The 14,193-nt window shown below is 69.2% G+C and carries 11 protein-coding genes; 6 read left to right on the forward strand and 5 right to left on the reverse strand.

Annotation, left to right across the window (positions count from 1 at the left end):
* The first annotated feature begins 11 nt into the window (after positions 1–11).
* From fxlM to BN1701_RS19760, 5 genes are all read left to right on the forward strand, one after another.
* Positions 12–1,253, forward strand: a complete 1,242-nt coding sequence (gene fxlM, locus BN1701_RS19745; RefSeq protein WP_231949653.1) for a methyltransferase, FxLD system — start codon at positions 12–14, stop codon at positions 1,251–1,253.
* Positions 1,254–1,302: 49 nt separating this feature from the next.
* The gene (locus tag BN1701_RS34435) at positions 1,303–1,443 is read left to right on the forward strand and encodes an FxLD family lanthipeptide (RefSeq protein ID WP_082859937.1); all 141 of its coding nucleotides are present in this window, start codon (positions 1,303–1,305) and stop codon (positions 1,441–1,443) included.
* Between the two features lie 66 nt (positions 1,444–1,509).
* Complete coding sequence (locus tag BN1701_RS19750) at positions 1,510–4,479, forward strand: lantibiotic dehydratase (RefSeq protein WP_054050994.1); 2,970 nt, start codon at positions 1,510–1,512, stop codon at positions 4,477–4,479.
* Positions 4,476–5,678, forward strand: coding sequence for a lanthionine synthetase C family protein (locus BN1701_RS19755; protein ID WP_054050996.1), 1,203 nt, complete (start codon positions 4,476–4,478; stop codon positions 5,676–5,678). The genes BN1701_RS19750 and BN1701_RS19755 overlap by 4 nt, the downstream gene beginning before the upstream one ends.
* Before the next feature lie 15 nt (positions 5,679–5,693).
* Positions 5,694–6,524, forward strand: coding sequence for a thiopeptide-type bacteriocin biosynthesis protein (locus BN1701_RS19760; RefSeq protein ID WP_054050998.1), 831 nt, complete (start codon positions 5,694–5,696; stop codon positions 6,522–6,524).
* 523 nt (positions 6,525–7,047) lie between these two features.
* Here the strand turns inward: BN1701_RS19760 and BN1701_RS19765 are convergent.
* Both BN1701_RS19765 and BN1701_RS19770 read right to left on the reverse strand, forming a co-directional pair.
* Positions 7,048–7,290 carry a hypothetical protein gene (locus tag BN1701_RS19765; protein ID WP_054050999.1) on the reverse strand — a complete coding sequence of 81 codons (243 nt, stop codon included), beginning with the start codon at positions 7,288–7,290 and terminating at the stop codon, positions 7,048–7,050.
* Positions 7,287–8,126: a hypothetical protein gene (locus BN1701_RS19770; RefSeq protein ID WP_157368093.1), complete on the reverse strand. Its 840-nt coding sequence runs from the start codon at positions 8,124–8,126 to the stop codon at positions 7,287–7,289. Before BN1701_RS19770 ends, BN1701_RS19765 begins: the two co-directional genes overlap by 4 nt.
* 350 nt (positions 8,127–8,476) lie before the next feature.
* On the opposite strand from BN1701_RS19770, the gene BN1701_RS34440 reads away from it, so the two are divergent.
* Entirely contained in the window at positions 8,477–9,871 is a 1,395-nt protein-coding gene (locus tag BN1701_RS34440) for a sigma 54-interacting transcriptional regulator (RefSeq protein WP_157368094.1), read from the forward strand.
* Here the strand turns inward: BN1701_RS34440 and BN1701_RS19780 are convergent.
* The 3 genes from BN1701_RS19780 to BN1701_RS19790 form a co-directional block, all read right to left on the reverse strand.
* Positions 9,783–11,234 (reverse strand): peptidoglycan-binding protein, encoded by a 1,452-nt coding sequence (locus BN1701_RS19780; RefSeq protein WP_231949654.1) that lies wholly within the window; start codon positions 11,232–11,234, stop codon positions 9,783–9,785. The genes BN1701_RS34440 and BN1701_RS19780 overlap by 89 nt on opposite strands.
* 74 nt (positions 11,235–11,308) lie before the next feature.
* Entirely contained in the window at positions 11,309–12,217 is a 909-nt protein-coding gene (locus BN1701_RS19785; RefSeq protein ID WP_197672118.1) for an amidohydrolase family protein, read from the reverse strand.
* A gap of 81 nt (positions 12,218–12,298) precedes the next feature.
* On the reverse strand, positions 12,299–14,179 hold the full coding sequence (locus BN1701_RS19790; RefSeq protein WP_054051009.1) for a hypothetical protein: 1,881 nt from the start codon (positions 14,177–14,179) through the stop codon (positions 12,299–12,301).
* Positions 14,180–14,193: the final 14 nt, after the last annotated feature.

Below are 14,193 nucleotides of genomic sequence, written 5' to 3' on the forward strand. Positions count from 1 at the left end.
GACGTGACTGAGTGAACTCCGTGCAGGACCAGACCGACACCAGTGTGTCCGATCCGGACCTACTGCGAGCGGCGATGGTCGCCGAGATGCGCCGAGAAGGCGACATCCGCACCGACGAGGTGGCGGCGGCGTTCGCGGCGGTGCCTCGGCACCTGTTCGCACCGAGCGCGTCGGTCGACGAGGCGTACCGGCGCGACGACATCGTGGAGCGCAAGTACGACGAGAACGGCCTTGTGACCAGTTCGGTGTCAGCGCCGTGGTTGCAGGCGATGATGCTGGAGCAGGCCGAACTCAAGCCTGGGATGCGGGTGCTGGAGATCGGGTCGGGCGGCTACAACGCCGCGTTGATCGCGGAGTTGGTCGGCAAGTCGGGGCAGGTGACGTCGGTCGACATCGACACCGAGGTGGTGGCGCGGGCTCGGCGCTGCCTGGACGCGACCGGCTACGAGCGGGTCGAGGTCGTACTCGGCGACGCCGAACACGGGGTGGCGGGGCGCGCGCCGTTCGATCGGATCATCGTGACCGCCGGGGCGTGGGACATCCCGCCCGCATGGGTCGACCAGCTCGCTGACGACGGTCGTCTGGTGGTGCCGTTGCGGATGCGGGGGCTGACCCGGTCGGTGGTGTTCGCCCGCGACGCAGATCGGCTGGTCTCCACCGGGTACCTGCTGTGCGGGTTCGTCGCGATGCAGGGCGAGGGCGCCAGCGCGGAGCGGCTGATCCTGCTGCGCGGCGAGGACGTCGCGCTGCGGGTCGACGGCGACCATGACTTCGACGTCGCCGGGCTGCGCGAGTCGCTGTCGGCGCCGCGGGCGGAGCGCTGGTCGCAGGTGGACGTCGGCGGGTTCGAGTCGTTCGACGGATTGGACCTGTGGCTGGCGGGCGCCGCCGACGACTTCGCTCTGCTGGTGGCCACCGACACGGCCCGGGAGTCCGGGCTGGTGCCGCCCGGCACACGGTTGGGCGCCAAGGCCATCGTGGACGGTGCCAGTTTCGCCTATCGCACGTCGCGGCCGACATCGGAGGAGCGCACGACGTTCGAGTTCGGCGTGTTCGCCCACGGCCCCGACGCCGACCGACTCGCCGAGCAGTACGTCGAATTGATCCGCACCTGGGACCGGGAACACCGGCACGGTCCGGGCGCGCGCATCGAGGTCGTCCCGGCCGAGGTGCCACTCGGTGCGCTTCCGGCCGGGCGTGTGATCGACAAGAGGCACACCCGCGTCGTGATCTCCTGGCCCGCCGCGTCCTGACGGCAGGCCAGGTGTCTGTGAAATCCCTTATCTGAAAGGAAAATCGCGTATGAGCACGCAGTCCGCCGAGCAGTTCGACCTGGATGTGCGGTTCCTCGACTCCGTGCCGGTGATCCCGGAGCTGATGACCAACACCGACGACAACTGCGGGTCGACCTGCCAGAGCGCCTGCTCCAACAGCAGCTGCTAGCCAGCCTATTTCGGCCGGTGGCGGGGTCCCCGCCACCGGCCGTTCCATGTCCGAAAGGAGTTCCCGATGTATGGGGTCGTCGATGCCGCGGTCGTCCGGGTGGCCGCTCACCCGATCACGACCGACATCCCGCCGTGGCCGCAGCTGACCGGCCCGGACGCGGAGAACGTGGCGGGGTGGCGGGCGTGGTTGGCCGCGGTCTGGGCGATCGAGTCGTTCGCCGAGGCCGTGCGCACGGCGAGCCCGACCTTGGCGGGCCGGGTCGCGGCTGTGTGCGGTGGGCAGGAGTTGCCCGCTCGGCAGGTGCGTCGCGCGGTCGTGTCAGTGATGCGGTACCTGCTGCGGGCCACCACGCGGGCGACCCCGTTCGGGCTGTTCGCCGGGGTCGCCACCGCCCGCTTCGGGCAAGTCACGACCGTGCGCCGCGTACAGGACGCGAAGGTGGTGACCAGGGTGGACCCGGTGTGGCTCGCGCAGGTGGTGGCCAGGTTGGAGGCCTGTCCGGCGTTGTTGGCACGCATCGAGGTGGTGGTGAACGACTCGGTCCGTGAACGCGACGGACGGCTGGTGGTCGAACTTCGCCCCGACCCAGGCGGGGTCGCCGAGCCTGCCGAGGTATCGGTGCGGCTCACCCGCGCAGTGAGGATCGTGATGCGCGCTGCTCGCTCGCCCATCCGGGTCGCGGCGATCTCCGATCTGGTGTGCGCGGAGTTCCCGGACACGTCCTCGGACGCAGTCGATGGGCTGGTTCGGGAGTTGGTCGCGCAACGGATACTGGTGACCGGGCTGCGCGCGCCGATGACCGTGACCGACCCGCTGGGATACCTGCTGGCGAACCTCTGTGCCGCGGGTGCCGATCGGGTCCCGGAGATCATGCCGCTGGTCGCGGAACTGCGGGCGATCTACACCGAAATGACCGGCGGGCGGCGGGCTCGTGCGGCGTCGGCGATGGCCAAGATCGCGGTCGCGGATCGACCCGTTCACGTGGACATGCGCGCTGATCTGGACCTTGTCCTGCCACAGATCGTCATCCGGGAGACGGTCCACGCCGCTCGGGTGTTGACGCAGCTCACCGCGCACCCGTTCGGGCACCCGAGGTGGCGCGACTACCACCACCGTTTCCTGGAACGCTACGGGCCGGGAGCGGCTGTGCCTGTGCTCGATCTCGTTGACCCCGATGTCGGGCTCGGCTATCCAGCGGGCTACCGCGGCTCGCTGTTCGACCGTCCGCCACCTCTCCTGTCCGACCGCGATGTTCGGCTACTCGCGCTGGCCCAGCACTCCGCGTTGGCAGGCGAGGTCGAGGTCACTCTCGATCAGAGCGCGGTCGACGAGTTGACGTGTGGCGTGCCCGTGGCGTGGCGCCCACACACCGAGTTGTCGTTCCGTCTGCACGCCACCAGCCGGGAGGCGGTCGACCGGGGTGAGTTCGACCTCGATGTCGTCGGCATGTTCCGAGAAGCGGGCACAACCATCGGCCGATTCCTCGACGTGTTCGCCGCAGCGGAGCGCACCCGAATGGCAGGCGTGTTCGAGGCGTTGCCGACCTCGACGCTCGGCGCGGTGCGCGCGCAACTGTCGTGCCCGCCGCTCTACACGCGGACCGAGATCGTCTCCCGCAGCCGAACGATGCTCGGGCACATCCTGCCCATCGGCGAGCATCGCGACCCACACCCTGGCCTCGTGGACCTGAGGGACCTCGTGGTGATCGGCGAACCACACCGCTTCGTGCTGTGGTCGACGAACAGGCGACGGCCGGTGGAGCCCACCGCACTCAACGCGGTCGAAGCCACCAACTTCACGCACCCGCTGCAACGGTTCCTCGCCGAGGTCACCACCTCCCGCGCAGCGACCAGCGGGCCGTTCACCTGGGGCACAGCGGCAGGCGGGCTCCCGTTCCTGCCGCGACTGCGCCACAGACGCACCATCCTGTCCCCCGCGCGATGGGTCCTGACCGCCGCTGATCTCCCCCGCCTCGACGCGTCGTCGGGCTGCTGGGCTGACGAACTGCAGCGGTGGCGACAGCACGCCCGCGTGCCGGGCACGGTGTTCGTCGGCGGCGGCGATCAACGGCTCCGGCTCGACCTCACCGAACCCGCGCACCAGGCCCTCCTGCGCGACACGATCAACCGAGACCAGCGGGTATCCCTGCACGAAGCACCACCCGCTGACGCGTTCGGGTGGCTCGACGGACATGCCCACGAGATCGTCGTCCCGCTCGCCTCCACCCAACTGCCCGCCGCGCCGATGGCCGAACCTGTGCACGTGGTCCGGCGCGGCGACGAACACCTCCCCGGCTCCGACGGCTGGCTGTTCGCCAAGCTCTACGGCCACCCCGACCGGCACACCGCCCTGCTCGCTCACCTCCCCGACCTACTGTCCACCTGGGATGCACCGCCCTCGTGGTGGTTCCTGCCTTACCGCGATCCCGACCACCACCTGCGCCTGCGCGTCCGCGCCGACGACCCGGCCACAGCAGCCAGGGTCGCGGCCTGGGCACGGCACCTACGTGAACGCGGGCTGATCAGCCACCTCTGTCTCGACACCTACCTGCCAGAGAAAGCCAGGTTCGGCACCGGCCCAGCGGTGGCCGCCGCCGAGGCGGTGTTCGCCGCCGACTCCGCTGCGGCCACCTCCCAACGCCACACCGACAGTCACGCGCTCACCGCCGCAAGTCTCGTCGACATCGCCGTGTCCTTCCACGGCGACGTCGAAGCCGGGATGCACTGGCTCATCGACAACATCACCACCGACACCCCCGTCCCGCTCCCGCGACACCAACTGGCCCACACACTCCACCTCACCCACGAAGCCGACGCACTCCCGCCATCAATGCCGGCGCGCTGGGCTGAACGGCGCCACGCGCTCGACTCCTACCGCGACAGCCTCGCCACCATCGGCCGCGAGCCGCACTGGGCGCTCGCCTCCCTGCTGCACCTGCACTGCATCCGCGCCAACGGGATCAACCCGACCGCCGAACGCCTCAGCCACCGACTCGCCCGAGCCGCTGCCCTCACCTGGACCCGTCGCCGATGAACACAACCGACATCGCCGAGGTCCTGGCCCAGCGACTGGCCGACCCCACCACCACAACCACCGCCGACAACACCCACCGCCCCGTCCCCCAGTCCCTGGCCAACGGCGCCGCCGGAATCGCCCTGCTCCACATCGAACGCGCCCGCACCGGCCACGGCTCCCCCGCCACCGCCCACGCATGGCTGACCGCCGCCACCGCCCAAGGCGTGCACCGCGGCGACCAGGCGGGCCTGTTCCACGGCGCCCCCGCCCTCGCCTTCGCCACCAACCTCGCCGCCCAAGCCACCGGCGGCTACCAGCACGCGCACTCCGACTTCGCTGCCGCGACCATCTCCATCACCACAACTCGCCTCGCCCTCGCACACGCCCGCATCGACCGAGGCGACACCCCGGCACTCGCCGAGTTCGACCTCATTCGCGGCCTCACCGGCCTCGGCGCCTATCACCTCACAGCACACCCCGACCACCCGATCACCACAGCGGTGCTGGCCTACCTCGTCCAACTTGCCGAGCCCCACCCCACGGGGTTGCCAGGCTGGTGGACCCACCTGGCACCCTACGGCCGCCGCTCTCACGACTACTCGGACGGACACGGCAACTTCGGCGTCGCCCACGGCATCGCCGGACCACTGGCCCTGCTCGCGATCGCCATTCGGGAGGGCGTCGTCGTGCGCGGCCACATAGCGGCCATCAACCGCATCCTCACGTGGCTGGACACCTGGCAGCAACGCACCCCAACAGGTACCTGGTGGCCGCGCACCATCACCACCGACGAACTCGGCACAGGCCGCACCCAAACCACGCGGCCCGGACCACCCTCCTGGTGCTACGGCACTCCCGGCCTCGCCCGCGCCCAACAACTTGCCGCCATCGCCACCAACGACCCAACCCGCCGCCACACCGCCGAGACCGCGCTACTCGACTGCCTCACCGACCCCGCCCAAGCCGACCAGATCACCGACGCAGGCCTGTGCCACGGCGCCGCAGGACTGCTCCACACCACAACCCGCATCGCCTCCGACGCCAGTGTCCCCGAACTCACGAGTCTGCTGCCCGACCTCACCGCGCGGCTCATCGACCAACTCCGACGGCAACCGGCGGGTACCGAACTACTCGACGGCTCCGCCGGCGCGGCCCTCGCCCTGCACAGCCTCACCGCCCAGCCCACCAGCTGGGACCGCTGCCTACTACTCGCCTGACCCGGAGAAACCGCCGTGCGACCCCAGCTCCCGTGGAGCCAGGCCGTCCTTCACCTCACCGACTACACGACAGCCGAACACCTCGCCGTCCACCGCCTGCGGCCCCTCATGACCACCGCCGAACACAACAACGACATCACCGCCTGGTGGTTCATCCGCAAAGCACCGACCTGGCGCATCCGATGGCTCCCCACACGCCCCAACGGCGACCCGGTCGTTCACCACGCGCTCGACGACCTTCGCGACACTGGCCTACTCGCCGGCTGGACCATGACGATCTACGAGCCCGAAACCCACGCCTTCGGCGGCGAACCCGCAATGGACCTCGCCCACACCCTCTTCCACCACGACAGCCACCACATCCTCGACCACCTCGCCCGCACCCCAGAACCGGACCAGCGCCACGAACTGACCATCCTGCTCTGCGCCACCCTCATGCGCGGCGCCGGACTGGACTGGTACGAGCAGGGAGACACCTGGGCCCGCGTCGCCCACAACCGCCTAAACACAGATCCCATCAGCCACGACACCACAGCCATGCGCCGCCTCCTCATCGCCGACACCACCCCCAACTCCCCCAAGCCCAGGAACGCCCTCAACCAGATCTCCGGCTGGATCAGCACCTTCTACACCGCCGGAGAACACCTGGGCCGACTCTCACGGACCGGGAAACTCCACAGAGGACTCCGGGCGGTGCTCGCGCACCACATCCTGTTCCACTGGAACCGACTGGGCGTCAACTATCGCAACCAACACCGCCTCGCGAACACAGCCACAACTACCATCCTCGATGGGCTCACGTCCCCGAAGTGCCGCTCGCGCAGTACTTCGCGAACTCGACGTTGAACGACGCCTCGACCACCGCGTTGTCCACCGCCGACCAGGCTCGTAGCGTCCAATGGCGCTTCCTTCGGCGGGTACGACTATGCCGCCTGAGTCGAAATAGGTTCCGTTACGACGCGACGGTTGCGACATCTTCCAGGGTGAGTCGCCAACGAGGAGATCCGCGCACAGCGCGACAACATCGGGCGGCTGCTCGGCGCGATCTGCGACCTGGAGGCCGACCAACCAGAGAACGGCATCTAGCCATCCTCTCCCAGAACACCTCACTCAAGCAGCAGATCCGCCAACTCGGTCAGAACAACCGCCAGCTCCATGAGCAACTGCAGGGCGCACAGGACAACAACCGGGCCCTCGACAACGAGTCGCCGACCTGAAGCCCAGATGGCTCCAACCCCGATCGCGGGGACACCTCTGAACGTTCGCTGAATCGGTGTCCGACTCCTCGGAACCTCAGTTGCCGGTTTCCAGGTACAGCGTGGCGGCGACATCTCGTAGATGTGGTGCCGTCGATGGAGCTGAGCCGCCGTCAATTGTCCAACGGCGGCACCTTTCGCACTCCGACCGGCAGTTCGTCAGTGCCGACGTGGGCGGCAGCGACGCGCAGGTATGCCAGCTGCGCGTGCTCGGCCTCTGTGCGCGCCTGGTACCAGGCCGCGCGGACTCGGCCAGGCCATGCGGCGAGCGCAGGCCCGGTGTGCAGCAGCACCAGACATGCCAGTGCCACGGCGGTGGTCGCCGCACCGTCCAGCCGCACCGCGATGTGGATCACCGCACCGTCTCCAGCCCCGCTCCGGGTTTTCCAGGTTGCCAACTTGGTGCCGGACGCAACAACATCGCCGCGCGCCGTTGTCCCTTCGAGGGCGGCCCACCAGCGTGATTTTCCAGCAACAACCAGATGCGCCGCCACGCACGGGCCTGTTCGGCAGCGGCGTACATGTCCACCCCGTCCGTACGCTGCGCTTGGCCGACGAGTGTGTTCAGCGAGGCCCACACGTTGCCCTTCGCCGTGGCGGACCGGCGCCGGACGTGCAGTGGGTTGGCCAGTCCGGCGAGGATGTCGGTGGCGGCGGTCAGCTGTGTCCGTAGGTCGCGGATCTGCATCGTGCCGAGTCCGGACACTGATCCAGCCAGGCGTGACCGTACCGCGGATACAGCCGACGTCAGGTCGACCTCGTCGGCGCGCCTGCGCCGGACGCGCCCGTCGGGTTGGCCGAACGCGTTGAGCACTCGGACGAGCAGGCCCTGGATGATCTGGTCGCGAGACTCGTTGGCGACATCGGGATGCGGTATGCCGAGGATCCTCGCCTCGAGTTGTGCCCGGTGCAGTTCGCTGATTCGCTGGTAGTGCTCGGGCCAGCAATACAGCAGGTTGAGCAAATCCTTGTCGCTGATCCACAGCCGGTCGGTGTCGAGCATTCGCCTGGCCGTGTCGACGGCCTCGAAGAAGCGCAACCGCGTCACGTAGAAGTGGGTGAGCATCAGGACACCTGACGCGGCGACGCTGTCGCGGCCGACCACGGCAAGGCCTGGCAGGGGCATCCGCGGCAGGTCCAGTGGCACCCTCGAAACGGCGCTGGGTGGACTGGTGGGTGGGGTCTTGGGCATGACAGAACTCCTGACGTGACGGGTGGCTGTGAGTGATGCGCACATCACGAATCGTGGCGGACGTGCCCCACGCGCTCGGGGGATCCTCAGGTCACGCCAACAATTCTGATGTCGCTCGACTGTGAACAGGGCGCTCGCCGCAGGCACGGCCGCCTGCGTCCCTGCACCTGTGATACGCCGAATACCCGCCGAGCACAAGGCTTTCGTCCCTATGGGGTTCGTGACCGCCCGGCTACCGTCTGGATGGGATCCGATGCGGGGGGTGTTGTATTCACTGCACGATTCATCTGGTCGGCGAACGCGACGCCGCCTTGGCGGCAGCCGTGCGATCTGACCTGCTGAGACGTGCCGTGACAGTGGAGAACGGCAGGCGGACGGTGCGCACGGGCCGGCCGTCGGGGGAAGGAGCGGCCCCGCGGCTGTGCATCAGCGCCGAGCCGGATGACACCACGGCCGACGCGGTCGAGGACCTCGCCGACGAAGGCGGCCGGGTGCTGGTGATCGCAGGCGCGCGCGGCTGCCGCGCGCGGATGTGCTGGCGGCTGCTGTCCAGCGGGGCGTGCGATGTCGTCTCCTGGGCTCCGCAGAACAATCCGGGGGCCGCGGTGGTCGCCCGACTCGCCAGATGGGCCGAGGTGGACGCGGAGGTCAGCTCGGATCTGGTCCGCGGTCAGCTCGTCGGGCGCAGTGCGGCCTGGACGGCGGCATTACGTCACGTGGTCGAGGTCGCGCGTTTCACCCGCACGACCCTCCTCGTGACCGGCGAGAGCGGCACCGGGAAAGAACTCGTCGCGCGGTTGTTCCACCATCTCGACCGCCGTCAGGACAAGGGGGACCTGGTCGTACTCGACTGCACGACAGTGGTCCCGACCCTGTCCGGCAGCGAGTTCTTCGGGCACGAACGCGGCGCGTTCACCGGCGCGGCGAACGCACGCGACGGCGCGTTCGCGGCAGCCGACAAAGGCACGCTGTTCCTCGATGAGGTCGGGGAACTGCCCATGCCGCTGCAGGCCGAACTGTTGCGGGTGGTCCAGGAAGGCACGTTCAAGCGGGTCGGCGGCAATACCTGGCATGCCACGAACTTCCGGCTGGTCTGCGCGACGAATCGGGATCTGGACGCCGAGATTCGGGCGGGGCGGTTCCGGCTCGACCTGTACCACCGGCTGGCCGCGAACAGGGTCGCGTTGCCGCCGCTGTGCGAGCGCAGGGGCGACATACTCGAGCTGTTCAACCACTTCCTCGCCAAGGAGAGCGGGGGACGCGTCCCGCAGCTGGACCCGGCCGTCTGCGCACTGCTCGAGCGGCGGGACTACCCGGGCAACGTGCGAGACCTGCGGCAGCTCGCGGTTCGAATCGCCGCCCGGCATGTCGGACCGGGCCCGATCACTCCCGGCGACGTGCCCGACGAGGAACGCCCCATCGACCTGCCCGCCGAGGGCGACCGCACGATCCGGGTGCTGCTGGAGGAGGCGGTGGGCGCGGCCCTGAAAGCGGGCCGTGGATACCGAGAGATCCGAGACTCGGCCGCGGACGCCGCGGTACGGCTCGCGGTACGTCGCTGCGGGGACGACCTGCAGCAGGCCGCGCTACAACTGGGCGTCACCGACCGAATGGTGCAGAAATGGCGTGCGCAATCACGAACCGACCGGTCGGAGGCTACGGCGCGATGTCCAGATGCACATGCAGCACCAGCGGCCCGTGCCAGTTCAGGTTCGGACGCGCTCCGGTCCTTGGTTGACCCATGAACACCACGTTGCGAACGCCGGTGTGCCTGTTGATCGCCTCAGCGACCGAGTAGTCGTTGTACAGCGCGCGCCAACGGACGCCGACGTCGGCCGCTGCGGCGTTCACCGCGAGCAGCAACGTGATCGCCTCCGCCGGGCGGTAGAACCCGCGGCCGTCCAGCGGGGGCGGCAGGAACAGATCGACCGAATAACCCCTGCTGTCGAACGAACCCCCACCGTGACCTGCGTAGTTGCCCGCGGTCACGGTCCGATGGCGTCCGCGCAGCGCCCGCAGGAACCGGTTGGTCAGTGCCTGCACGGGTGTACCGGTGCCCGGCAATTCGATCGGCTCGAGGGCATCGCCGCCCGCAGGCTTGGAGGGAGGTGCGAAGTCGACAAGTCGTCGGCCCGCGGTGCCTCTGGTCTGGAACTCCAGCCGCTCACTTTGACCGAACATCCAACCCCGTGCGATCTCCGCGAGCCCGCGCCGATCACCGTACCGGCCATGTGCGCCACGAATGGTTCCCGCGAAATCGTTGTCGAGGTAGGCGAGGTAGCGTGCGGCGTCCGGGGCGCCAGCCCGCGGATTCGCGGCCAAGGTGCGCTCGGCGTAGCAGGCAGCGAGCGAGCGAGCGAAGTCCCGGACCGCGGCCAGTCCGGCGAACCGCGTGGGCTGGATGAGCGCCTCGCCGCAGCTGCGGGTGTCGGTGACGGCGGGAACCTCCACGCACGGCGGGAACACCACCGGCGAGACGGGCGAACCGGGCGATCGCGGTGCGACCGGGTCCGGCTGTCGTCGGGACGGTTGCGGTCGGCCCGGCCTCGGTGGGCTTGTCGCTCCCGCGTCGACCAGCGCACGCTCGGTCAGTGGGCCGACGATCCCGTCGGGCACTAGGCGCCTGCGGCGCTGAAACGAGCGCACGGCACCTCTGGTCAGCGGGCCCATGATGCCGTCGGCGGCAAGCCCGGCGCTGGTCAGCCCGTTGAGGCTGTTCTGCACCCACCGGACATAGGCGGGGAACCGCCGGTCCGCCCGAGGCGAGGCCATCTCACGGTGCTCCTGGTCGGTGACCGTGTCGAGAGCGCGGTCCACGAGCCGCAGCCGAAGCGTCTGCACTGCCCGCGCCACAGGGGTGGCCTTCGCCGGGTTGACCAGCGCGCCGCGGGCCAGTGCCCGATACCACAGCAGGGTCCGCCTAGTCAGCCCCGGCGGAACCAGGAAATTCGCCATGCGCCAGTGCGCTCCGGCCACATTGCGGCCGAGGAACGTCCGCAGCAGCGCCAGCTGTTCGGCGCTCGGGGGTGGTGAGGCCCCGGGACCTCCGCCGCCGGGATCGGTTTCCGCCTGCAGGCCTGCCGCGGCGAACGGGTCGTCGAGCAGCAACACCGCACCGTGGCGGTGCCAGGTTCCGGCTAGCGGGCGTCGGTTCGGGCACTGTGTCATGGGGGTGACTCCGATCAGTCTGTGCGACCGAGCCGAACCAGCCGGTCCCACGGGTCGGTATCGGCAGGCAATCGGCCTGCGGGTGGGTGGGCGGGCAGCGGGGTGCCGGTGCGCACCCTCGCGACCAGGCGCAACACGTTGCCGCCGAGTACCAGCCGCATGGCCTCCGCGGTGAGGTCGAGCGCGTGCACCTTGGCCAACTCGACGCCGGGGTGCAGCCACGGCCCGTCCGAGCCGAACAGCACCTTGTGCGGGCCCGCCCTGCGCACCGCCTCCACCAGCAGGTCGAACCGTCGTACCCCGGAGGTGTCGGTGTGCACGTTGGGGTGACGTGCCAGCACGTCGATGAACGCGCGCTGGGCCCGCCAGTCGTCGGCGAAGCTGCCGAGGTGCGGGATCACGAACGCCACCCTTGGGTACTGCCCGGCGAACATCTCGATGGGCGCGACGTCGCCCATCACGTCGTAGATAACCGGCAGCCGCCACCGGTCTGCGACCGCGCAGACCTCCCGCGTGAGCCGCCCGTCGTGCCGGTGGGCCTTGATGCCGAGGAACCGGTAGCCGCGGACCGCGTGGCTGACCAGCTCCGCTACTCGCCCGCGGTCGCGCTCCGGGTGCACGAACGCGAACCCGACGAACCGGCGCGGTCTCGCGGCGACGATCCGTGCCACCTCGGCGTTGGCCAAGGCGTAGTCGGAGCTGAACGGGGCGAACAGCACGGTGCCATCGATGCGGGCGGCTGATGCCCGGCGTAGGTAGTCGCGCAGCGGCGCCGAGGTGTCCCACGGGCCGGTCAGCCCGTCGCCGGTTCCCGCGTGGCAGTGACAGTCGACGACCGGGTAGTCAGCCCACACGGAGCACCAGTCCCCGATGCTCAGGCCATTCGGCCCCCACCGGACCACCGGCACGATCCATCTCAGCACCGGAGTGCTCGATCGCGATTGCGAAGCCGCGCATTCCGAGAACCGGCGACGAGGCGACGTCCAGCATGGCGACACGCCCGTTCAGCGAATCGTGCGCATGTGTACGTCCATGCGCCTGCGCAGCAGGAACCCCGGCACTGTGGCGTCCACCCGTTCGGTCAGGTCGACGCCCGTTGTCGCACGGTACGCGTGGGTGTACCGCTGGATCTCCGGCCGCCAGTAGCGTGCCCAGTTGGCTGCTTGCTGTGGGTCGTTCACCACGCTCCAGTTGCCGTAGCGGATGCCTAGCAGCAGCTGCTCACCGAAGACACCCATATCCCTGGTGTGCGTGACGCTGGTGTTCGCCCACCCCTGCAACTGCTTCATGGTGTCGACCCGGTCCATCCACTCCTCCTCGTAGGGCACCATCGCCCGTCCGCCGAGGAACTCGCGCATCTCCGGCCGTGCGAGCAGCCACTCCATGATCAGCATTTCCGCGCGGGCGGCTGACGGAAGGTCGCCGAACTGGTTGTGCGCGCCCTCGGCGAGGATCAGGTGCGTCTCGCGCAGCGCGTTGAGCAGCGGGAACCCGTCGGCAAGGACCGTGGTGTCGTCGTCCTCCTTGAAGAACAGGGAGCAGTTGTGCAGCAGGGTGTGGAACGACTCGACGAAGCGGGACCGGCTGTCCACCGTCGCCTGTCGGGAAACGGCGCGGCCGAGCAGGGTGAGTCCGTACTCGTGGTCGTATTCGAAGGCCCGCCTCCGTACGGTCAGCCGGTGCAACTCATCCTCCGCCCATCCCCAGAACAGGTTGGCGAGCGGCCGGAGCGGATCCAGGTCGAAGCGGGCCAGCGGGTCGACACCGTGGACGGTGCGCCGGTTCTGGAACCGCGCGAGGATCGCGTTGATCGCCTGCACGAGCATGCCCTCCTCGTGCCAGTACGACCAGATCAACTCCATGGCCAGCGGTCCGGTCAGCCGCGAGCGGAGAATCCCGTAGCAGTTGTCGGTGATCTCGCCCGGGCTCTTCAGCGGGATGTCGGACAGGCGGTCCCTGATGACGCGCAGGTAGGGCAGAGTGATCGCGCCGTCCTCGCCGAGTCGGTCGTAGTACAGGCCGCGCATCGTCCGCAGATCGTCCAGCGTGACCGGCCTCGAGCGGCCGTAGCGGTGCGGTTCCTCGCCGAGGAAGCGGGTCGCTTCCAGTGACCCGGACGCGAGCTCATGCTCCATCAGTTCGGGGTCGAGGAACGCTGTCGGTGTCGAACAGGCATCACCTTCGACAATGCCGCACTCCTGCATCAGGAACGCGTCGGTCGCCTGCTTGAGCACCTGGTAAGCCTGGGTGCCGGTGAAATTCAGCACGTGCCCGGTGCCGTTGCGGTTGCGCACATCCACCGCGCGGCACATGACGCCGTCGATGAACTGCTTGTAGTGCCGGAACGCGATCGCGTTCGTGCGGTTGCGGATGATCGTCCAGAGCACCTGATCGGAGGTCGGGGTCACACCGGTGCGCTGCAGGCTGACCGGCACGGTGCCCTCCGGGCTGACCACGCCCGTCAGTTGCGCGGTGATCTCCCACCCGTCGGTCTCCAGGTTGTCCGGGCCGTCATAGCGCGCGGCACGGACCACGTTGGGCAACGCGGTGTCACCGGCGCCACCCGTGCCGCCGTCGAACAGGTCGCCGTCCTCACCTCCGCCGATGTCACCGCCGATGTCGCCTGTTGGAATCCCGGCGTCGCGTTCGGACCGCGTGGCGTACACGGTGTAGGCACCCGGGGCACCAGGCGCGAAGTCGATCTTCGGTCCGCGGTCACTGAGCTGCTGCTCGTCGTCGGACCGCGGGCCGACGATCCGCCAGTCGACCCGGTACCTCCCCGCGTCAGCCAGCTTGCCGCTGACCAGCGCCTCCAACCGCACCGTGGTGCCGACCTGGACCGGATCCTTCGGGAATCCCCTGAGCGTGAACGTCTTGCTGGACACGGGGTGTCTCCTCA

The sequence above is a fragment of the Alloactinosynnema sp. L-07 genome (genome assembly GCF_900070365.1).
Taxonomy (GTDB): domain Bacteria; phylum Actinomycetota; class Actinomycetes; order Mycobacteriales; family Pseudonocardiaceae; genus Actinokineospora.

Coding starts and splice junctions, on each gene's coding strand:
- BN1701_RS34435 (WP_082859937.1), top strand. CDS start 1,303: ATGAGCACGCAGTCCGCCGAGCAGTTCGACCTGGATGTGCGGTTCCTC.
- BN1701_RS19750 (WP_054050994.1), top strand. CDS start 1,510: ATGTATGGGGTCGTCGATGCCGCGGTCGTCCGGGTGGCCGCTCACCCG.
- BN1701_RS19755 (WP_054050996.1), top strand. CDS start 4,476: ATGAACACAACCGACATCGCCGAGGTCCTGGCCCAGCGACTGGCCGAC.
- BN1701_RS19770 (WP_157368093.1), bottom strand. CDS start 8,126: ATGCCCAAGACCCCACCCACCAGTCCACCCAGCGCCGTTTCGAGGGTG.